The organism is Micromonospora sagamiensis (genome assembly GCF_014680085.1).
Taxonomy (GTDB): Bacteria; Actinomycetota; Actinomycetes; order Mycobacteriales; family Micromonosporaceae; genus Micromonospora; species Micromonospora inyonensis.
In genome coordinates, this window is sequence record NZ_AP023438.1 from 5,197,565 (window position 1) to 5,217,073 (window position 19,509).

Genomic DNA, 19,509 nt, shown 5'->3' on the forward strand with positions numbered 1-19,509 from the left:
TGGTGGTGGTCGGTGACGTCCTGCTCGACCGGGACGTGGAGGGGGTGGTGAACCGGCTCTGCCCCGACTCCCCGGGACCCGTGCTGGACGAGACCACGCATGTCGAGCGCCCCGGCGGCGCGGGGCTCGCGGCGCTCTTCGCCGCCGCCCAGGGAGCCGAGGTCGCCCTGGTCACGGCGTTGGCCGACGACGCCGCCGGGGCCCGGCTCAGCTGCCTGCTGACCGCCGCCGGGGTGCAGGTGTACGCGTTGCCGCTGGTCGGCGCGACCCCGGAGAAGATCCGGCTGCGGGCGCGGGGACGGGTGCTGCTGCGGCACGACCGGGGCGGCCTGCCGGGCGTCCCGGGGGAGCCGGGTGAGGCGGTGCTACGGCTGATCGCCAACGCGTCCGCCGTGCTGGTCAGCGACTACGGCCGGGGCGTGGCCCGGCAACCGGCGCTGCGCGCCGCACTGGCCGCCACCACCGCGCCGGTGGTCTGGGATCCGCACCCCCGCGGCCCGGCGGCCGTTCCCGGGGTGCACCTGGCCACGCCGAACGAGGCGGAGGTCCGCGAGCTGGCCGAGGCCCCGCCGGGACCGTCCCGCCTGGCCACCGCGGCCCGGGGCGCGCAGGGACTGCGGCATCGCTGGCGGGCCGGGGCGGTCGCGGTGACCCTCGGCGCCGACGGCGCGCTGCTCTGCCACGCCGGGGCGACCCCGCTGGTGGTGCCCGCCCCCGGTGGCGCGGAGGGGGACACCTGCGGGGCGGGGGACCGGTTCGCGGCGACCGCCAGTGTGGCCCTGGCCCGGGGCGCGCTGGTCTCCGAGGCGGTGGAACTCGCGGTCGCCGAGGCGTCGGCGTACGTCGCCGCCGGGGGAGTGGCCGGGATTCCGCCCGTCCCGATCGGCGCCCCGACCCCGGCGGCGTCCGGCATCGGCGGGGAGCGGATCGGTACGGCGGCAGCCGGTGCGGTGGTCGCCGCGGTCCGGGCGGCCGGTGGCACGGTGGTCGCCACCGGCGGCTGTTTCGACCTGCTGCACGCCGGACACGTGGCCACCCTCCAGGCCGCCCGGCGCCTCGGCGACTGCCTGGTGGTCTGCCTGAACTCCGACACCAGCGTCACCGGCCTGAAGGGACCGGACCGGCCGGTGGTGTCCCAGGGCGACCGCGGCCGGCTGCTGGCCGCACTCGGCTGCGTCGACGCGGTGGTGGTCTTCGACGAGCCGACCCCGCACGCGGTGCTGTCCTGGCTCCGTCCGGACGTCTGGGTCAAGGGCGGCGACTACGCCACCGGCGCCGGGGACGAACCGGTGCTGCCCGAGGCGGACCTGCTGCGCCGTTGGGGCGGGCACACCGTGGTCGTGCCCTACCTGCACGGGCGCTCGACCACCGACCTGATCGCGGCGGCCCACGCGACCGGGGGCGACCGGCTCCGCTCCGGCCCGTCCATCGGCCCCGACGGCACCGACCGGCGACGCCCGGCCACCCTGTCGCGCGGCCCCGGGGCCGTCGAGCGTCAGTCCACGGAAGGAGCGCGATGAGCAGCGGTTCCCTCACCAGCGGATCGACCGTCCTGATCACCGGCGGGGCGAGCGGCCTCGGTGCGGCCGTCGTCACCGCCGTCGCCCGCGCGGGGGGCCGACCGGTGGTGCTGGACCGGAAACCGCCCGGCGACGGTGTGCCCTGGATCGAGTGCGACCTGGCCGACACCCGGGCCGCCGAGGCCGCCACCCGGGAACTCGCCGAACGCTCCGGCGGCCTGGACGCGGTGGTCACCGCCGCCGGGATCGACGTGCCGGGCAGGCTGGCGGACGTGCCGGGGGAGACCTGGGACCGGATCGTCGCCGTCGACCTGCTCGCCACCGCCGCAGTGGTCCGTGCCGCCCTGCCCTACCTGGTCAGCTCGCGGGGCACCGTGGTCACGGTCGCCTCGACGCTCGGCGTCAAGGCGGTCAGCGACGCCACCGCGTACTGCGCGGCGAAGTTCGGGGTGGTCGGCTTCACCCGCGCCCTCGCCGCGGAACTCGCCGGTGCGGTCGGGGTCACCCTGCTGATCCCCGGCGGCATGCGCACCCCGTTCTTCGACGACCGGGACGAGCGGTACCGACCGGGGCCGGACGCCGTCCTCAACGAGCCCGCCGACACCGCCGCCGCCGTGCTGTTCGCGCTCTCCCAGCCGGCCGGCTGTGCGGTACGGGAACTGGTCGTCTGCGCCGAACAGGAGTCCTCGTACCCGTGATCCTGGTGCTGCGCGCGCTCGGCGTCGGTGACCTCGCCACCGCCGTGCCCGCGCTGCGCGCCCTGCGCGCCGGTTTCCCGGACCGGGAACTGGTGCTGGCCGCCCCGGACTGGCTGAGCCCGCTGGTCGACCTGGTCGGCGGTGTCGACCGGGTGCTGCCGGTGACCGGGCTGGCCCCGCCGGACCGGCCGGGGCCGTCCCCCGGGATCGCGGTCAACCTGCACGGACGCGGGCCGCAGTCGCACGCGCTGCTGCTCGCCGCCGACCCCGGCCGGCTGTTCGCGTTCCGCTGCCCGTCGGCCGGGCACCCGGACGGCCCGGAGTGGGACGACACGGAGCACGAGGTACGTCGCTGGTGCCGCCTGCTCGACTGGTACGGCCTGCCGGCCGAACCGGGCGACCTCGCCCTGGCCCGACCCGCGCCGGACCGGGCCCCGGTCGGGGTGACCGTGCTGCACCCGGGCACGAAGGTCCCGGCGAAGCGCTGGTCACCGGCCCGGTTCGCCGCCGTCGCCCGGCACCTGGCCCGGACCGGACACCGGGTGGTGGTGACCGGCTCGCCGACCGAGCGGGCGGTCGCCGAGCAGGTGGCGCGCCGGGCCGGGTTGCCACCCACGGCGGTGCTGGCCGGGCGGACCGGCCTGACCGACCTGGCCGCCCTGGTGGCCCACGCCCGGCTGGTGGTCAGCGGCGACACCGGGGTCGCCCACCTGGCGACCGGTTACGGCACCCCGTCGGTGGTGCTGTTCGGCCCGGTCCCGCCGACCCGCTGGGGGCCGCCGCCGGACCGCCCCCGGCACCGGGTGCTCTGGGCCGGGACCGGTAGTGACCCGCGGTGGGACGGGGTGGGGATGCACCCGACGATGGCGGTGCTCTCCGTCGACCAGGTGCTGGCCGAGGTGGACGAGGCGGAACGGGCGGTGCGGGACGACGGTGCGGTTGCGGCGTAGCGATCCGGGTCGGCCGGGGTACGGACGCCGGCGGGCGGGACGGGGCTGGTGCTTCGTGGACCCCTCCGGCGGGACCGTCCGCGACCCCGACCAGTTGGCCCGGCTGCGGGAACTGGTCATCCCGCCGGCCTGGCGGGACGTGTGGATCTGCCCGTACCCCAACGGGCACATCCAGGCCGTCGGGATCGACGCGGCCGGCCGTCGGCAGTACGTCTACCACCCGGAGTGGCGGCGCCGGCGCGACGAGGCGAAGTTCGACCACGTGCTGGAGGTGGCCCGCCGGCTGCCGGTGCTGCGGGAGCGGGTCGAGCGGGACCTGACCGGTCGGGGGCTGCGCCGCGACCGGGTGCTGGCGACGGTGACCCGGTTGCTGGACATGGGCATGTTCCGGGTCGGCAGCGACCAGTACGCGGCCGGTGACGACCCGACCTTCGGGGTGGCCACCCTGCGTCCCGAGCACACCCGGTCCCGGGGCGGCTGCGTGGTCCTCTCCTTTCCGGCCAAGGGCGGCGTCGACCAGGTGCGCCGGATCGACGACCCGGAACTGTGCCAGGTGCTGCGCAACCTGCGCCGGCGGCGGCGTACGGCGGACCGCCTCTTCGGCTACTGGGACGGCACGACCTGGCGGGACGTGCGCAGCGACGAGGTCAACGACTACCTGCGCGAGGCCAGCGGCGGGGAGATGACCGCCAAGGACTTCCGGACCTGGCACGCCACGGTGCTGGCCGCGGTCGACCTGGCCGCGACGGGCGTCCAGCGCTCGGCCACGGCCCGGCGACGGGCGGTCGTCGCGGTCATGCGGGGCGTCGCGGACCTGCTCGGCAACACCCCCACGGTGGCGCGGGCCTCCTACGTGGATCCCCGGGTGGTGGACCTCTACCACGACGGGGTGGTCGCCCCGGTGGCCCCCGACACGCCCCGGCCGGTGGCCGAACGGGCGGTACGGGCCTTACTGGAGGATGCCTGACCGGCCCCACCGGCGCCGGAAAGCAGCGGTGGGGCCGGCGGCTGCCCGGCGTCGGGTGCCGGATGACGGGGGACCGGATGCCGGAGGACGCCGCCACGGTTTGAGCCCACGTCGCGTACGGTCGAGTGGCCGTCACGACGCTGCCGCAACCCCCGTTGCCCGCGCGGCACACTCCTCGCAGCCGGTCACCGGACCGGCGGTCAGCCGGTCAGTGGCCAGTATGCCGGTGGGTCGTTGTCCTGCGGTGTCACCGGGTTGACCGTCCGTGCCAACTCCTCGGCCTCCCGGTAGGACTGGGGGCTCATCCCGTACGCCGCCCGGAACGCCCGGCTGAAGTGGGCCTTGTCGGTGAACCCCCACCGCCAGCCGATCGCCTGGACGGCCCGGCCGCGCAGGCGCGGGTCGGCCAGGTCCCGCCGGCAGCGTTCGAGCCGACGACGGCGGATCACCTGGGCGACCGTCTCCGGCTCGTCGGCGAAGAGCCGGTGCAGGGTCCGGACGGAGATGTGGTGGGCGTCGGCGACGGCCTGCGGGGTGAGCGTGGCGTCGCCGAGGTGGCGGTCGATGAAGGCGAGCACCCGGGTGAGCATCGCCTGCTGTCGCACGTCGACCGGGAGCGCGTCCTCGGCGTCGAGATGCCCGGCCAGCATCGCGGCGACCAGGTCGACGGTGATGCCGGCCAGCCGGGGGGCCTCTGCGGCGGTGAACTGCTCCGGGTGCCGGATGAGCCGGTCGAGGTGCTGGGCGACCAGCGCGCCCATTCCCTCCGACCCGCTGAGGCGGCCGGCGGTGAGCCGGTCCAGCCTGGCCGGGGGGATCGGCAGCAGCGCCCTGGGGATCACCACGGTCAGCGCGCCCGCTTCGCGGCGGGCTCCGTCCGCGGTGTGGACGAGCTCGTACGGCCGGCCGTAGTCGATGAGGGTGAAGGCGCCGCGCCCCACGGCGGTGTGCTGGCGGCGGGCGCTGATCCCGCTGGACCCGGCGAGGGTCAGGGCGAGCTGGTAGATGCCGGGATCGGCCTGCCGGATGAGCCTCGGGGTGCGCCGTCCGGACAGCGACTGGTAGCGGAACCGGGTCAGCGAGACGCCGCCGAGATCGACCAGGCGGGCGCTGCCCCGGAACTCGGCGGCGTGTTCGCTGCTCATCGCGATCGGTGCGGCGGCCCGGCCGGTGACCTCCAGCCAGTACGGCCACCGGTCGGCGGGTGGCAGACGCGCGGTGTCCACGGATTCCGTCGGCAGCATCGTCCCCCCTTCGTCGATCACCTTGCCCATTCTCGACAAGGGCACCGACACCTGGGACCTGACGTGTGCTCAGGGTCACCGTGCGGTCGCGGGCGGCCGTCCCGGCCCGTGGGGCGGGACGGCCGGCGACGGGTCAGTCGTTGAGCACCTGCGCCAGGCGGTCCCGGAACCGGCGCTCCGAGTCGCTGACCACGTCCCCACCGAGGCCGAGGATCCCGCCCGTCGAGGCCGCCGTCACCACCTGGTCGGCGATCTCCACCAGCCAGTGCCGGTACGCCCCGGCCTGCCCCTCGTCCACCCGGGCGGCGAGCAGCGCGGCGGCCTGGCGGGCCCGGACCAGCACGTCGTCGATCAGGGCCTGCGGGTCGGCCGGCGCGATCACCGGCAGTTCCTCGCCCGCCTCCGGGTCGCCCACCCGCGAGACGATCTCCCCGGCCACGGCGGCGACCAGCGGAATCGCCGACTCCCGGCCGGACGCGATGGTCTCCAGGCCGGCGGCGGTCTCCGCCCGGGTGCGCCGGGTGCCGTCGGACTCCGCCGCGCTCGCCGCGGTCAGGACCGACTGGGGCAGGCCGACCAGCAGCCCCCACTCCTCGTCGGAGAACCCGAACCCGGTGTACGCCGGCTGTTCGATCACGGCAACGCCCCTCTCGCTGTGCACTCACCTCGACGGCCCCGTGCCGCGTGGCGGCGGGGGCGGAAACAGGCTAGACCAGGGTCAGCAACGCCTGCCCACTCACCACGGGCACGGACAGCGTCTTGTACCCCACGTCGTCGAAGAGAACCGTCATCCGGTCCTCCTCGTAACCGAGCACCATGCCGGAACCCCACTCCGGGTGGCGGACCTGGCTGTGCACCGGGAACGGTGGCTGGCCGGCCTCCTCGGTCGTGGCGACGCTGGTGCCGGCATGGCAGTTGTCGCAGTGCCCGCAGACCTCGGTCATCTGCTCCCCGAAGTACGCCAGCAGCGTCTGCCCCCGGCAGGCGGTGGTCTCGGCGAAGGCCCGCATCATGTCGGTCCGGGACCGGGTCACGGTCTGCTGCCGTTCCGCCTCGGCCAGCGCCGCCCGCGCGGCCTCCACCGGTGCCGGGGCGTAGCGGGGGGCGCCGATCCGCTGCCGGCCCCGCGGCCCGGCGGCCCCGGCCTGCTCCAGCAGGGAGAGGTACTGGCCGAGCTTGCGGGGCCCGAGACCGGTCAGGTCCCGCAGCTGCTTACGGTTGGCCGGCTTGGCGCGCAGCAGCGCGGCCAGCTCGTGCAGTTGCCGCTCGTCCGGCAGGCCGCCGCTGAAGTAGCGTTGCAGGCCGACGTCCTCCGCCTGCCAGAGCAGCAGCACCCGGGCCGGCTGCCCGTCCCGTCCGGCCCGGCCGATCTCCTGGAAGTAGCTGTCCGGCGAGTCCGGCAGGGCCATGTGCACCACCCAGGCGATGTTCGGCTTGTCGATGCCCATGCCGAACGCCGAGGTCGCCACCATGATCGGCACCTGGTCGGCGAGGAAGGCCCGGTGCAGCTCGTCGCGGGCCCCGGCCGGCATGCCGCCGTGGTAGTACTTCGTCGGGAAGCCGGCGTCGGTGAGCCGTCCGGCCAGCTCCTCCGCCGATCGCCTGGTCGGGGTGTAGATGATGCCCGGCCGCTTGTCCTCGCGCAGCAGCGTGACCAGCCGTCGCCAGCGGTAGTCCTCGGTGGGGCAGTGCGCGACCTCCAGGAAGAGGTTCGGCCGGTCCAGCCCGGACAGCACCAGTTCCGGGTCGCGCAGGTGCAGCCGGGCGACGATGTCGTCGCGCACCGGCGGTGACGCGGTCGCGGTGAGCGCCACCACCGGCGGCCGGCCGATGCCCTCGATCAGGTGCCCCAGCGCGAGGTAGTCGGGGCGGAAGTCGTGTCCCCAGGCGGAGATGCAGTGCGCCTCGTCGATCGCCACCAGCGCCGGCTCCAGCGCCCGGACCTCCGCCAGTCGGGTCGGGTCGCTGAGCTGTTCCGGGGTGATGAAGAGAAACTCCGCCCGGCCCTGCCGGATGTCGGCGAGCGCCTCGGCCTGCTGGGCCGGGGTCTCGGCGGAGCTGACCCGCACCGCCCGCAGCTCGGGGCGACGCCGCTCGTGCAGCGCGGCGATCTGGTCCTGCTGGAGGGCGAGCAGCGGGGAGATCACCACCGTGCAGCCGGGGATGAGGCTCGCCGGGATCTGGTAGACGGCGGACTTGCCCGCGCCGGTGGGCAGGACCACCAGCGCGTCGCGGCGTTGCATCACCGCCCGCATGGCGGCGAGCTGGTTGGGGCGCAGCTCGTCCCAGCCGAACAGGTCACGCGCGGCGCGGCGCAGGGCGGTGGTGTCGCGGGATCGTGTCATCGGTGGCCGGTGGTACCCGGGCCGGCCGGAGGCGAAACCGGGACGCGCCCCCGGCCGGCGACAGGGCGTTTCCGCCGGCCGACGGCCCCGGCGGGCGGACCGGACCGACTCACCGCAGCCGGGGCAGGACCTCGCGCTGGTACAGGTCGAACAGCCCCTGCCAGTGCGGGCCGGTGTTGGCCACGTAGATCTCGTCGAAGCCGGCCTTGGCGTACTGGTCGATCTTCGCCAGGTGCGCGTCGGCGTCCCGGCCGCAGACGAACGCCTCCCGCACCATGTCCGGGCTGACCAGCTGGGCGGCCTGCTCGAAGTGGCGTGGCGAGGGGAGCACCTGGGACAGCTCGCCCGGGACCCCGGCGTTCGGCCAGCGCTCGTACGCGATCCGTGCGCCCTCGTCGACGCTGTTGGCGTACGCGGCCTTGAAGCCGGCCTGGCACGGCTTGTCGCCGCCCCCGCCGTCGCGGAACCGTCGGACCAGTTCGGCGTCGGGGGAGGTGTTGACGTAGCCGTCGCCGATCCGGGCGGCCAGGTCGACGGCCTTCGGACCGAAACCGGAGACGTAGACCGGTGGGGGCGTCTCCGGCAGCGTGTAGATCCGGGCGTGCTCCACCGTGTAGTGCCGGCCCCGGTGGTTGACGAAGCCGCCGGCCCAGAGCTCGCGTATCACCGCCACGGCCTCCTCGAGCATCTCCAGGCGGACGTCCGCGCCCGGCCACGCGTCGCCGAGGATGTGCTCGTTGAGGGCCTCGCCCGAGCCGACACCGAGTACGAACCGCCCCGAGTGCAGCACCGCGCTCGTGGCCGCCGCCTGGGCCAGCACCGCCGGATGGATCCGGACGGTCGGGCAGGTCACCGCAGTGGTCACCGGGAGTCGGCAGACCTGGCTGAGCGCGCCGATCACCGACCAGACGAACGGACTCTGCCCCTGGGCGTCCACCCAGGGGTGGTAGTGGTCGGAGATCCACAGTGCCTCGAAGCCGGCCTGCTCGGCGCCGCGCGCCTGGTCCAGGAGTTCGGCCGGCGTGAACTCCTCGCTGGACAGGAAGTAACCGATCCGCATCTTTCCCCCTCGCCGCGTCCGGGCAGCCGGACCCTCCGGTCGGACAACCTTCGCCGTACCCCGGGGGTGACGCGTCACACCGCGCCGGGCGGGCCGGCACCGTCGCGCCGCTGCCGCTGCCGCTGCTCCTGCTCCCGCCCCGCCCCGCCCTTGCCGGGGGTGTGTGGATGCAGGGGTCCCCTGCTCGTCAAAAAGCGGTAACAGGGGTCCCCTGCTACCGGGGCGGGCGCGGTACGGGGCGGGTGCGGCGCGGCGCGGGCGCGGTGGGGTGCGGCGCGGTGGGGTGCGGTGGGGTGTGGTGCGGCGGGGTGCGGTGGGGTGTGGTGCGGCGGGGGGTGGCGGGATCAGCGGAACATGGCGCGGATCGCGGCGATCAGGAGCAGGCCGCCGACGACCAGCCCGAGCAGGCGGACTCCGGGGATGTCGTACCAGTCGACCTCGTCGGCGGCGGTGATCAGCGAGGAATGCACCCCCGCACTGTCGCACGGGCGCGGTCGACGGTGCCACACCACCGGTCGCCCGATCCGCCACTCTCAGTAATAGAAAGGTTTATTGACTATTAGTCCGGCCGGTGTGACCATGGCAGCACCGCAGGCGGCGGGGGAGACCGCCGCCGGGACACCGAGGGGGTACGGGGACCGCATGAGCGCACCGATGGGGAACCTGGCGAGCCTGGCCGCTGCCGTTCTGCAACCCGGCTTCGTCGGCACCACCCCGCCCCCGTGGATCTGTCGGTGGCTCGGCGAGGGGCTCGGCTCGGTGGTCCTCTTCGCGCGCAACGTCGTCGACCCGGCCCAGGTCGCCGCGCTCACCGCCGCGTTGCGCGCGGAGCGGCCGGACGTGATCGTCGCCATCGACGAGGAGGGCGGCGACGTGACCCGGATCGAGTCCGGGCCGGGCAGCTCCCGTCCGGGCAACCTCGCCCTCGGTGCGGTCGACGACCCGGCACTCACCGAGGAGGTGGCCCGGGACCTCGGCGTGGAGCTGGCCGCCGCCGGGGTCACCCTGAACTACGCGCCGGACGCCGACGTCAACTCCAATCCGGACAACCCGGTGATCGGGGTGCGCGCGTTCGGCGCCGATCCCGCGCTGGTCGCCCGGCACACCGCCGCCTGGGTGCGCGGCCTCCAGGCCGGCGGGGTCGCGGCCTGCGCCAAGCACTTTCCCGGGCACGGCGACACCCGGGTCGACTCGCACCACGACCTGCCCCGGATCACCGCCGACCGGGCCCGCCTCGACACCGGCGAGCTGGTGCCGTTCCGGGCCGCGATCGCCGCCGGGGCGCAGGCGGTGATGACCGGGCACCTGCTGGTCCCCGCCCTCGATCCCACCCTGCCGGCCACCCTGAGCCGGCGCGTCCTGACCGACCTGCTCCGCGACGAGCTGGGCTTCCACGGTGTCGTGGTGACCGACGCGGTCGAGATGCGCGCGGTGGCCGACACGTACGGTCTCACCGGCGTGGCGGTCCGGGCCCTTGCGGCCGGGGCGGACGCGATCTGCGTCGGCGGCGAGCACGCCGACGAGGAGACCGCCCGCCGGCTGCGCGACGGCATCGTGGCCGCCGTGGTCGACGGGGAACTGCCCGAGGAACGGCTCGCCGAGGCGGCCAAGCGGGTCGGTCAGCTCGCCGCCTGGACCACCACCGCCCGCGCCGACCGTTCCCGGTACGCCGGGTCGAACGGGGTCGGGCTGGCCGCCGCGCGCCGGGCGGTGCGGGTCACCGTCGGCGACGGGGGGCCGTTGACGCCGCTGACCGCCCCGGCGCACGTGGTGGAGTTCGCGCCGCCCCGCAACATCGCCATCGGCGCGGAGACCCCGTGGGGGGTCGGCGTGCCCCTGGCCGAGCTGCTACCCGGCACCACCACCGTCCGGTACGCCGAGGCGGACGTCCCCGCCGACCCGGCAGCCGGCCCGCGCGACCGGCCGCTCGTGCTGGTCGTCCGGGACCTGCACCGGCACGGGTGGATGCGGGCGGCGGTGGAACGCGCGCTGGTCGCCCGCCCGGACGCGGTGGTGGTCGAACTGGGCCTGCCCGTGCTGGTCACCGGGCGGGTGCACGTGGCGACCCACGGGGCCAGCCGGTCCGGTGCACGGGCCGCCGCCGAGATCCTCACCGGTGCCGGGGTGGGCTAGGTCCCGTCCGGCCGCCGCCGGTGCCGGTGGCGGCCCGTCCGGTCACGGCTCGCCGGCGGCGGCCCGTCCGGTCACGGCTCGTCGGTGGCGGTGACGAGGTCGGCGTATGCGGCGTGGCGGTCGATGAAGGCGGCCATGAACGGGCAACGGGGAACCACCCGCGCGCCGCGTCGGCGCACCTCGTCCAGCGTGCCCCGGATCAGCGCCTCGCCGACGCCCTTCCCCCGGAACGCCGGATCGACCTGGGTGTGCGTGAAGACCAGCACGTCCGCGCCGCGCGGCCGGTACGCGGTGAACCCGGCCAGCGCGTCGTCGACCAGGATCTCGAAGCGGCGGCGGGCCGGGTCGTCCTCGACGAGGTAGCTCACCCGGCCATTCTCCCTCCGCCGGTGGCCAGCCGGTCGAGTTCGGCCAGCAACCGGTCGACCTCGTCGACGGTGTTGTAGTGGTAGACGCTGGCCCGGACCGCCCCACCGCGTTCCCGCAGCCCCAGCGCCTGGAAGTACTCGTAGGCGTAGTAGTCGCCGTGGGAGAGGCAGATCCCGGCCGCCCCGAGCGCCGCCGCGGTCTCCGCCGGGGCCAGCCCGGCCAGCCGGAACGACACCGTCGGGCAGCGCCCGTCCGGGGCCGGCAGCACGGTCACCCCGGGTAGCGCGACCAGGCCGGCCAACAGCCGGTCGAAGACCACCTGCTCGTGTGCCCGCGCGGCGGTCAGCCCGGCCCGGACCCGGGCCCGCCGGTCGCCCCGGGCGTCCGGGTCCAGCCCGGCCAGATGCTCCACCGCGGCGGTCAGCCCGGCCAGCAGCGGGAAGCTCGGTGTGCCGTACTCGAACCGGTCCGGCACCGCGTCGGACGAGGGCAGCAGCTTGTCCGGGCGCAGCTGCGCCCAGCGGGACGGCTCGGCGACCAGTGCGGCCAGGTGCGGTCCGGACCACTTGTAGGCGCTGGTGACGAAGAAGTCCGCGCCGAGGGCGGGCACGTCGGTCGGCCCGTGCGGCACGGCGTGCACCCCGTCCACACAGACCGCCGCCCCGGCGGCGTGTGCCAGCCGGATGATCGCGGCGACGTCCGGCACGGTGCCGACGGCGTTGCTGGCGGCGGTCACCGCGACCAGCCGGGTCCGCTCGCCGAGCAGGTCGGCGTACTGGTCGACGGGGAGTTCCCCGGTGTCCCGGTCGACGTCGGCCCACCGTACGGTCGCCCCGGCCCGTTCGGCCGCCCGGACCCAGGGGCGGACGTTCGCGTCGTGGTCGAGCCGGGACACCACCACCTCGTCGCCCGGCCGCCAGGTGTCGCCGAGCGTCCGGGCCAGGGTGTACGTCAGGGCGGTCGCGCTCGGCCCCAGCACCACACCGTCGGGTGCGACGCCGAGCAGGTCGGCCACGGCCGTCCGGGCCGCCGCGACGATCTCCAGCGACCGGCGGCCGGGCGCGAACGCGGCGCTGCGGTTGCCCACCGCGTGGCGCATCACCCCGGCCACCGCCTCGACCACCCCGGCGGCCGGCTGGGTGCCCGCGGCACCGTCGAAGTGCAGGTGACCCTCGGTCAGCGCCGGGTAGGCGGCCCGGACCCGGGCGATGTCGAACGGCATGTCGGGCACCCTAGCGCGGCCACCGGCACCCCGGCCCCGCCCGGCCCTGCCAAGATCTTTGTCGTGCCGGGCTGGACCGTGTTGCGTACCCTTGCTGGGGTGACGAACCGACGCGCCACCACCGCCCTTACTCCCGCCCGCCGCGCCGCCGGTCTGTTCGCCGGCCTCGTGCTGGGCGTCGCCGTGCTCGCCGGGTGCAGTTCGGAGAACGCCACCACCGACTGTGGACTGGACGCCTGCACCGTCACCTTCGACCGGGGCGTCGACGCCAGCGCCAACATCCTCGGCATCGAGGCCAAGCTGATCGGGGCCAAGGACGACCAGGTCACCGTGGAGGTTGCCGGCGAGCAGCTCACCCTGACCACCGGGCAGCAGGCCACCGAGGTCGGGGGCTTCACGGTGTCGGTCGACAGTGTCACCGACAGCAACGTCACGATCCGCGTCGCCCGCAACCCGGGCAACTGACCGGCGACGGTTTCCGCGACCGACCCGGGCGTCCGGTGGTGCCCGACGTTTGAGAATCATGGCGATCGGTGAATCTGCCGCCATGTCTCTCACCCACAGTGCCCAGGCCACCGCCTCCCGTACGGCGAACAGCCGGTGGCTGGAAACCCTCGCCCGGGTCGGCTTCATCGGCTATGGGATCGTCCACCTCCTCTTCGCCTGGTTGGCGTTGCAGATCGCCTTCGGTAAGTCCTCCGACGACGGAGACCAGTCCGGGGCCCTGCGTACCCTCGCCGCCCAGCCGATGGGCAAGTTCCTCGTCGTCGCGATCGCGGTCGGCCTGCTCGCCATGGCGATCTGGCAGGGGCTCGAAGCCGCCGTCGGGCACCGCGCCGAGCGCGGCGGGGAGCGGGTCGTCGAGCGGCTCGCCTCCGCCGGCCGCGCCATCGTCTACCTCTACTTCGCCTGGACCGCCTGGAAGGTCTTCTCCGACGCCGGCTCCAACAGCGCCGACAAGCAGGAGGCGCTCACCGGCGAGCTGATGACCTCCTCCGGCGGTCGCTGGCTGGTCGGCCTGGCCGGTGTGGCGCTCGCCTCGATCGGCGCCGGCCTGGTCATCTACGGCCTGGTCAAGCGCTTCGAGAAGCACCTGAAGACCGGCGAGATGGACGCCCGTACCCGACAGCTGGCGCGTCGCCTCGGGGTGGCCGGCTACGTCGCCAAGGGCACCGCGTACGCCATCGCCGGCATCCTGGTCGTCGTCGCCGCGATCAACTACGACCCGGAGAAGGCCCGCGGTCTGGACGCCGCCCTGCGGACGCTGCGGGAGCAGTCCTACGGTCCCATCCTGCTCGCCCTGGTCGCGCTCGGCATCGCCGCCTTCGGCGCGTTCTGTTTCGTCCAGTCCCGCTACCGGAAGGTGTGAACCTGGCCGGTTCGTCGTTCGGCGGGCAGCATGGGGCCTTTGCCATGTGATCCACCGCTCGGCATGAGGGAGAGAAGCAGTGCAGAGTTACCTCTGGACGGTCGTCGCCGCGCTCGCCGCGGCGGCGATCGCCTTTCTGGCGGTCGAGGTGACCCATCGTCTGGTCCGGCGGCTCGGTCGGAACTCGCTGCTGATGGGGGAACTGGCCGACCACGCGCACCGGCCGTTGAAGGTCGCGACCACCGTGCTGGCCGTCCAGTTCGGCATCCGGTTCAGCACCGGCTACGCGGTCGGCGACCAGTGGCGGCGGGTGGTGCTGCACCTGCTGTTGCTCTGCGTGATCGCCAGCACCGCCTGGCTGGTGGCCGCGTTGCTGGTGGTCTGCGAGGACGTCGCGCTGGCCCGGTTCCGGATCGACGTGCCGGACAACCGGCACGCCCGTCGGGTGCGGACCCAGGTGGTGATGCTGCGCCGGCTGACCATCGCGGTGATCGTGGTGCTCGCCGTCGGCGTGATGCTGATGACCTTCCCCAGCGTCCGGGGCATCGGCGCCGGCGTGCTGACCAGCGCCGGGGTGGTCGGCGTGGTCGCCGCCCTGGCCGCACAGAGCCTGCTCGGCAACGTCTTCGCCGGCCTGCAACTGGCCTTCAGTGACGCGGTGCGCCTCGACGACGTGGTCGTCGTCGAGGGGGAGTGGGGCCGGATCGAGGAGCTGACCCTCAGCTACGTGGTGGTCCAGATCTGGGACGACCGCCGGCTGATCCTGCCCACCTCGTACTTCACCAGCAAGCCGTTCCAGAACTGGACCCGGACCCAGGCCGCCGTTCTCGGCACCGCCGAGTTCGACCTGGACTGGGCGGTCCCGGTGCAGACCATGCGCGAGGAACTGCGCCGCCTGGTCGAGAACACCGAACTCTGGGACGGCCGGGTCTGCGTACTCCAGGTCACCGACGCCACCGGCGGGAACGTCCGGGTCCGTGCCCTGGTCAGTGCCGCCAACGCCGGCAACCTGTGGGACCTGCGCTGCCTGGTCCGCGAGCACCTGGTCGGCTGGGTCCGCGAACAGCGTCCGACCGCCATGCCCCGGATGCGGACCGAACTGGGCGACGCCACCGGCGACCTGCCCTGGCAGTGGGTGCAGCCGCGCCGGCCGGTCCGCCGCCGCCCGGACGGCGCCCTCCCGGACGACGCCCGGCTCTTCGGTGGCAGCGACGACGGTGACGCCCGTAGCGAGGCCTTCGTCGGCCCGGACGAGCCGGACGACGGTCACCGCCGTGGCGGGGCCGGGCCGGACCCGTCCCGCCGCCCGGAGGGCGACGGCCGCGAGCGGGTCGACGCGGGCGAACCGGCCGACAACCACCGCCGCTGACCTGCGGGCGGTGCGCCGCCGGGTGCGGACCCGCCCAGCCGGCCGGGTCGGACGTGACCTCACCCGCCCGATCGGCGTTGCACCTACGGGCGCTTCCGCACCCGACCCACCATCCGCCGGTCTGCTCCGCTTTTGGGTTTGCGCGGGCGATTTGTGGGGACGTGCCCTCGGCGCGATCCGGTCCGACTGGTCGCCCCGCGCAGGATTGATCCCTGGCGACTCAGGGCATACAGCGCGGTGATGAAGAAAGGAGGACAGCATGGCTGACGTCGCGAACCCCAGTACGTCCCGGGCCCGCAACGAGCCGTCCACCGCGGAGCTGGTGCAGCGTGCCACGGAGCAGGTTTCCCGCCTCGTCCGGGACGAGCTGGCGCTGGCCCGTGCGGAGTTGACCGAGAAGGGCAAGCACGCCGGTATCGGGGTCGGCCTCTTCGGCGGCGGTGGGGTGCTCGCCCTGTACGGGCTCGGCGCGCTGCTCACCGCCGTGGTCCTGCTGCTGGCGCTGGTGCTGCCGGCGTGGCTGGCCGCCCTGATCGTCGCCGTGGTGCTCTTCGCGGTCGCGGGCATTCTCGCCCTGGTCGGCAAGAAGCAGGTCAGCCAGGCGGTCCCGCCGGTTCCGGCGGCGGCGGTCCGCAGCGTCCGCGCGGACGTCGACACGGTCACCGCCGCGGTACGGGACAGGGGGCGGTCATGACGGGCAACGGAACCGGCGACCCGGAGGCCCTCCGCGAGGAGATCAGGCGGACCCGGGTGGAACTGGGTGAGACGGTGGAGGCGCTCGCCGCCAAGGTCGACGTCAAGGCGCGGCTGCGCGAGCAGGCCGAGCAGGCGAAGGTGCGCGTGCGCGAGCAGGCCGGGCAGGCGAAGGACCGGGTGCGCGAGCAGGCCGGGCAGGCGAAGGTGCGGGTGCGCGAGCAGGCCGGTCAGGTCCGGAGCCAGGCGGCCCTGACCGTGGCGAAGGTGCGCGGACAGGCCACGCAGACGGCCGGGACGGCGCGTGCCCAGGCACAGGGGACGGGCACGATGGTGCGCCGCGACCCGGTGCCGTGGGCGGTGGTCGCGGCCGGTGCGCTGGCGACCGTGGTGGTGCTGTTGATCGTTCGGGGGAGGCGCAGGTGAACAGGGGTATCAACCGGGCCGCCTACAAGCCGGTGGGTGTGTTCCTCGGTCTGGCCGCCGGTGCCGTCGCCGGTGTGCTGTTCCGGCAGGTGTGGAAGATGACCGCTGGGGACGGCGAGGCACCCAGCGCCACCGACGAGGATCGCGGCTGGGGCGAGGTACTGGCTGCCGCCGCTCTCCAGGGCGCCATCTTCTCGGTGGTCCGGGCGGCGGTCGACCGCGGTGGGGCGGTCGGCGTCCGTCGACTGACCGGCCACTGGCCGGACTGAACGACGTTCCACGGCCCCCGTCCGACGCCCGGACGGGGGCCGTGACATGTCCACCCGGCCCGATTCCCGACGTCCTTCAGGTCACATGTAGGAGAATTTCGTCCGGTAGGCTGTGCAGAGTTTTTGCGTACGTGGTTTGCTGTTCCACGCTGTTGAGAGATGGCGTGGTGGAGAGAAGTCTCCTGTTCAGGGGGCCGCCTCCGGCGCCGCTGCTCGAAAACGGCCAACCGGCCGCACGGCGTGCTCGGCCGCCAGTTTTAGAAGGAGATACACATGGCGCAGGGAACCGTGAAGTGGTTCAACGCAGACAAGGGCTTCGGCTTCATCACCGTCGACGGCGGGGGTGCTGACGTGTTCGTCCACTTCTCGGCCATCCAGTCCAGCGGCTACCGTTCGCTGGAGGAGAACCAGCGGGTCGAGTTCGAGATCGCCCAGGGCCAGAAGGGCCCGCAGGCGGAGCAGGTCCGTCCCATCTGAGCAGCACCGGTCGGCCCCCGCCGGCCAGCCGGTTGACCCGCCGACGGGTCCGCCCGTGAAGCCCCGTGTCCGGCCCGGACGCGGGGCTTTCCGCATGTGTGGCCCGTCCCGCCGGGCCGCCGGCGGTGGTCAGGGACGCGGGCGTCGGGCGCGCATCCCGAACCAGAGCGCCGCGGCCCCGGCCAGGACGAGCAGCGAACCGAGCCACGCCCAGATCCGCTGGTCGGTCATCACGCTGCCGCTGACGTAGCCCAGCCCCTGCACTGTCCAGACCGTACCGACCACGACGGCCAACAGGCCGAGTGTGAGTGGAAGCCACCCCTTCACCGTCTCCCCTCCCTGCCGTGGCACGACCGCCGGCACCGGCCGGCCGGCGGTACGCTGCTCCATTCGGGTGAGCCTAGTGACCCGGTCACCGGGGGACGCGTGGGGTCGCACGGTTCAGCAGGAGAGACGTACGGTTCGGAGGTTTCGCCCGTGTGGGATCCGGTCAGCTACCTGCGCTACGCCGACGAGCGGTCCCGCCCCTTCCACGACCTGACGGCCCGCGTCCCGGTGCGGCGCCCCCGGGCCGTGGTCGATCTGGGGTGCGGTCCCGGGCACCTCACCGCGACCCTCGCCGACCGGTGGCCGGAGAGCCGCGTCGTCGGCGTCGACTCGTCCCCGACGATGATCGAGCGGGCCCGGCGGCAGGACACGCCGGTCACCTTCGCCGTCGGCGACCTGCACGACTGGCGGCCCGGTCCGGACGTCGACGTGCTGCTCGCCAGCGCGGTGCTCCAGTGGGTGCCCGGCCACCAGCGGCTGCTCACCCGCTGGGCCCGGGAGCTGCCGCCCGGTGCCTGGCTGGCGGTGCAGGTGCCGGCCAACTACGACGCCCCCTCGCACCGCACTCTCTGGGCGGTGGCCGACCAGGGGCCGTGGCGGGCCGAACTCCTCCCGCTGCTGCGCGAGGCCCCGGTACGGGACGCCGTCGCGTACGCCGAGCTGATGGCCGACGCCGGGTGCACGGTGGACGCCTGGGAGACTACGTACGTGCACCTCCTGCCGGCCCCGGCGGACGCCGACCATCCCGTGTTCACCTGGTTGGAGGGGACGGCCCTGCGTCCGATTCGGGCGGTCCTCGACGACGCCACCTGGGACCGGTTCCGCGTGGCGCTGGGTGGGCGGCTCGCCGAGCAGTACCCGGTCCGGCACGGCCAGGTGTACTTCCCGTTCCGCCGCGTCTTCTTCGTGGCCCGCACTCCTGCCTGCGCAGAGGAGAACCTGTGACCGACCTGCCCTCGTTCATCGCCGGACTGCCCAAGGTGGAGCTGCACGTGCACCACGTCGGCTCCGCCTCGCCCCGGATCGTCGCCGAGCTGGCCGCCCGGCACGAGGGGCGCAGCCCGGTGCCGGCCGACCCGGAGGCGCTCGCCGCCTACTTCGAGTTCCGCGACTTCGCCCACTTCATCGAGGTCTACCTCAGCGTCGTCGACCTGGTCCGGGACGACACCGACGTCTGGATCCTCACCCACGAGGTGGCCCGGGAACTGGCCCGGCAGCAGGTCCGCTACGCGGAGTTGACCATCACGCCCTACTCGCACGTGCGGCGGGGCATTCCCGCGCCGGCCTTCTGCGAGGCGATCGAGGACGCCCGCAAGCGGGCCGAGGCGGATTTCGGCATCGAGCTGCGCTGGTGCTTCGACATCCCGGGCGAGGCCGGGCTGCCGGCTGCCGAGGAGACCCTGCGGATCGCCCTCGACCAGCGTCCGGACGGGCTGATCTCGTTCGGCCTGGGTGGCCCGGAGATCGGCGTGCCCCGGCCGCAGTTCAAGCCGTACTTCGACCAGGCCCGGGCGGCCGGGCTGCGCTCCGCCCCGCACGCCGGGGAGACCACCGGGCCGCAGACCGTCTGGGACGCGCTGCGGGACCTGGGCGCGGAGCGGATCGGGCACGGCATCTCCGCCGCGCAGGACCCGGAACTTCTCGCCCATCTCGCGCAGCGGCGCATCGCGTTGGAGGTCTGCCCCACCTCCAACCTGCGGACCCGGGCGGTGGCGAGCCTGGACGAGCATCCGCTCGGACGCCTCGTCGAGGCCGGGGTGCTGGTCACCATCAACTCCGACGACCCGCCGATGTTCGGCACCACCCTCAACGACGAGTACGCCGTCGCCGCCCGGCTGCTCGGGCTGGACGCGGCGGGGGTGGCCGGACTGGCCCGCGACGCGGTGACCGCGGCCTTCCTGCCCGAGACCGAGAAGCGGCGGCTCACCGCCGAGATCGACGCCTACCTCGCCGCGGCGGTCGGCTGAGTCGTCGGTTGGGGCACGCGCGACGGGGGCCTGGTGTGGGGGACCGCGCCCCCGCCGCGCGTACGGCTCCACCGGCCGGTGGGAAAGGACTCCCGGGGCGTGGA

20 protein-coding genes and 2 pseudogenes are annotated in these 19,509 nt (G+C 74.5%); 14 read left to right on the forward strand and 8 right to left on the reverse strand.

The genetic code is table 11. The annotated features are described in order from the left end of the window. Positions 1-2 precede the first annotated feature (2 nt). Genes IGA62_RS22930 through IGA62_RS22945 form a run of 4 tightly spaced genes read left to right on the forward strand, consistent with a single transcriptional unit; the run spans position 3 to position 4,135 of the window. Entirely contained in the window at positions 3-1,520 is a 1,518-nt protein-coding gene (locus IGA62_RS22930) for a PfkB family carbohydrate kinase (RefSeq protein ID WP_190289303.1), read from the forward strand. Further along, complete coding sequence (locus tag IGA62_RS22935) at positions 1,517-2,218, forward strand: SDR family oxidoreductase (RefSeq protein ID WP_145822054.1); 702 nt, start codon at positions 1,517-1,519, stop codon at positions 2,216-2,218. The genes IGA62_RS22930 and IGA62_RS22935 overlap by 4 nt, the downstream gene beginning before the upstream one ends. Then, positions 2,215-3,168 carry a glycosyltransferase family 9 protein gene (locus tag IGA62_RS22940; protein WP_145822053.1) on the forward strand — a complete coding sequence of 318 codons (954 nt, stop codon included), beginning with the start codon at positions 2,215-2,217 and terminating at the stop codon, positions 3,166-3,168. The genes IGA62_RS22935 and IGA62_RS22940 overlap by 4 nt, the downstream gene beginning before the upstream one ends. After that, positions 3,152-4,135: a DNA topoisomerase IB gene (locus IGA62_RS22945; protein ID WP_145818914.1), complete on the forward strand. Its 984-nt coding sequence runs from the start codon at positions 3,152-3,154 to the stop codon at positions 4,133-4,135. Before IGA62_RS22940 ends, IGA62_RS22945 begins: the two co-directional genes overlap by 17 nt. Before the next feature lie 200 nt (positions 4,136-4,335). Here IGA62_RS22945 and IGA62_RS22950 read toward each other — a convergent pair whose 3' ends face one another. The 5 genes from IGA62_RS22950 to IGA62_RS30640 form a co-directional block, all read right to left on the reverse strand. After that, a complete protein-coding gene (locus IGA62_RS22950; RefSeq protein ID WP_186499933.1) occupies positions 4,336-5,400 on the reverse strand; it encodes an AraC-like ligand-binding domain-containing protein in 1,065 nt (354 codons plus the stop codon). Positions 5,401-5,512: 112 nt separating this feature from the next. Further along, entirely contained in the window at positions 5,513-6,016 is a 504-nt protein-coding gene (locus IGA62_RS22955) for a hypothetical protein (RefSeq protein WP_145818912.1), read from the reverse strand. Between the two features lie 70 nt (positions 6,017-6,086). Beyond that, positions 6,087-7,724, reverse strand: coding sequence for a RecQ family ATP-dependent DNA helicase (locus IGA62_RS22960; protein WP_190289199.1), 1,638 nt, complete (start codon positions 7,722-7,724; stop codon positions 6,087-6,089). Positions 7,725-7,833: 109 nt separating this feature from the next. Then, on the reverse strand, positions 7,834-8,784 hold the full coding sequence (locus tag IGA62_RS22965; RefSeq protein WP_145818911.1) for a TIGR03557 family F420-dependent LLM class oxidoreductase: 951 nt from the start codon (positions 8,782-8,784) through the stop codon (positions 7,834-7,836). Between the two features lie 344 nt (positions 8,785-9,128). Continuing rightward, the gene (locus tag IGA62_RS30640; protein WP_269148516.1) at positions 9,129-9,254 is read right to left on the reverse strand and encodes a hypothetical protein; all 126 of its coding nucleotides are present in this window, start codon (positions 9,252-9,254) and stop codon (positions 9,129-9,131) included. Positions 9,255-9,426: 172 nt separating this feature from the next. Here IGA62_RS30640 and IGA62_RS22970 point away from each other — a divergent pair, with 172 nt between their 5' ends. Next, on the forward strand, positions 9,427-10,917 hold the full coding sequence (locus IGA62_RS22970) for a glycoside hydrolase family 3 protein (protein WP_190289200.1): 1,491 nt from the start codon (positions 9,427-9,429) through the stop codon (positions 10,915-10,917). Between the two features lie 71 nt (positions 10,918-10,988). On the opposite strand, the gene IGA62_RS22975 is transcribed toward IGA62_RS22970, so the two are convergent. Together IGA62_RS22975 and IGA62_RS22980 are read right to left on the reverse strand one after the other, a co-directional pair. Next, positions 10,989-11,285: a GNAT family N-acetyltransferase gene (locus tag IGA62_RS22975; protein WP_091462816.1), complete on the reverse strand. Its 297-nt coding sequence runs from the start codon at positions 11,283-11,285 to the stop codon at positions 10,989-10,991. After that, on the reverse strand, positions 11,282-12,508 hold the full coding sequence (locus IGA62_RS22980; RefSeq protein WP_145818910.1) for a cysteine desulfurase-like protein: 1,227 nt from the start codon (positions 12,506-12,508) through the stop codon (positions 11,282-11,284). Before IGA62_RS22980 ends, IGA62_RS22975 begins: the two co-directional genes overlap by 4 nt. 99 nt (positions 12,509-12,607) lie before the next feature. Here IGA62_RS22980 and IGA62_RS22985 point away from each other — a divergent pair, with 99 nt between their 5' ends. From IGA62_RS22985 to IGA62_RS23015, 7 genes and pseudogenes are all read left to right on the forward strand, one after another. Beyond that, positions 12,608-12,973, forward strand: a complete 366-nt coding sequence (locus tag IGA62_RS22985) for a hypothetical protein (RefSeq protein ID WP_145818909.1) — start codon at positions 12,608-12,610, stop codon at positions 12,971-12,973. Positions 12,974-13,055: 82 nt separating this feature from the next. After that, positions 13,056-13,877 (forward strand): DUF1206 domain-containing protein, encoded by an 822-nt coding sequence (locus IGA62_RS22990; RefSeq protein WP_145818908.1) that lies wholly within the window; start codon positions 13,056-13,058, stop codon positions 13,875-13,877. 79 nt (positions 13,878-13,956) lie between these two features. Beyond that, a pseudogene (locus tag IGA62_RS22995) lies at positions 13,957-15,150 on the forward strand (mechanosensitive ion channel family protein); the annotation flags it as partial. A gap of 355 nt (positions 15,151-15,505) precedes the next feature. Further along, positions 15,506-15,940, forward strand: a complete 435-nt coding sequence (locus IGA62_RS23000; RefSeq protein ID WP_145818906.1) for a phage holin family protein — start codon at positions 15,506-15,508, stop codon at positions 15,938-15,940. Next, a pseudogene (locus IGA62_RS30820) lies at positions 15,937-16,152 on the forward strand (DUF3618 domain-containing protein); the annotation flags it as partial. The gene IGA62_RS23000 and the pseudogene IGA62_RS30820, both read left to right, overlap by 4 nt. Before the next feature lie 221 nt (positions 16,153-16,373). Beyond that, the gene (locus IGA62_RS23010; protein ID WP_377465363.1) at positions 16,374-16,634 is read left to right on the forward strand and encodes a DUF4235 domain-containing protein; all 261 of its coding nucleotides are present in this window, start codon (positions 16,374-16,376) and stop codon (positions 16,632-16,634) included. Positions 16,635-16,907: 273 nt separating this feature from the next. Next, positions 16,908-17,111: a cold-shock protein gene (locus IGA62_RS23015; RefSeq protein WP_088962828.1), complete on the forward strand. Its 204-nt coding sequence runs from the start codon at positions 16,908-16,910 to the stop codon at positions 17,109-17,111. 129 nt (positions 17,112-17,240) lie between these two features. On the opposite strand, the gene IGA62_RS23020 is transcribed toward IGA62_RS23015, so the two are convergent. Further along, positions 17,241-17,438, reverse strand: a complete 198-nt coding sequence (locus IGA62_RS23020; RefSeq protein WP_091464098.1) for a hypothetical protein — start codon at positions 17,436-17,438, stop codon at positions 17,241-17,243. Positions 17,439-17,588: 150 nt separating this feature from the next. Here IGA62_RS23020 and IGA62_RS23025 point away from each other — a divergent pair, with 150 nt between their 5' ends. Both IGA62_RS23025 and IGA62_RS23030 read left to right on the forward strand, forming a co-directional pair. Continuing rightward, the gene (locus IGA62_RS23025) at positions 17,589-18,383 is read left to right on the forward strand and encodes a trans-aconitate 2-methyltransferase (protein ID WP_145818904.1); all 795 of its coding nucleotides are present in this window, start codon (positions 17,589-17,591) and stop codon (positions 18,381-18,383) included. After that, on the forward strand, positions 18,380-19,405 hold the full coding sequence (locus IGA62_RS23030) for an adenosine deaminase (RefSeq protein ID WP_145818903.1): 1,026 nt from the start codon (positions 18,380-18,382) through the stop codon (positions 19,403-19,405). Before IGA62_RS23025 ends, IGA62_RS23030 begins: the two co-directional genes overlap by 4 nt. Positions 19,406-19,509: the final 104 nt, after the last annotated feature.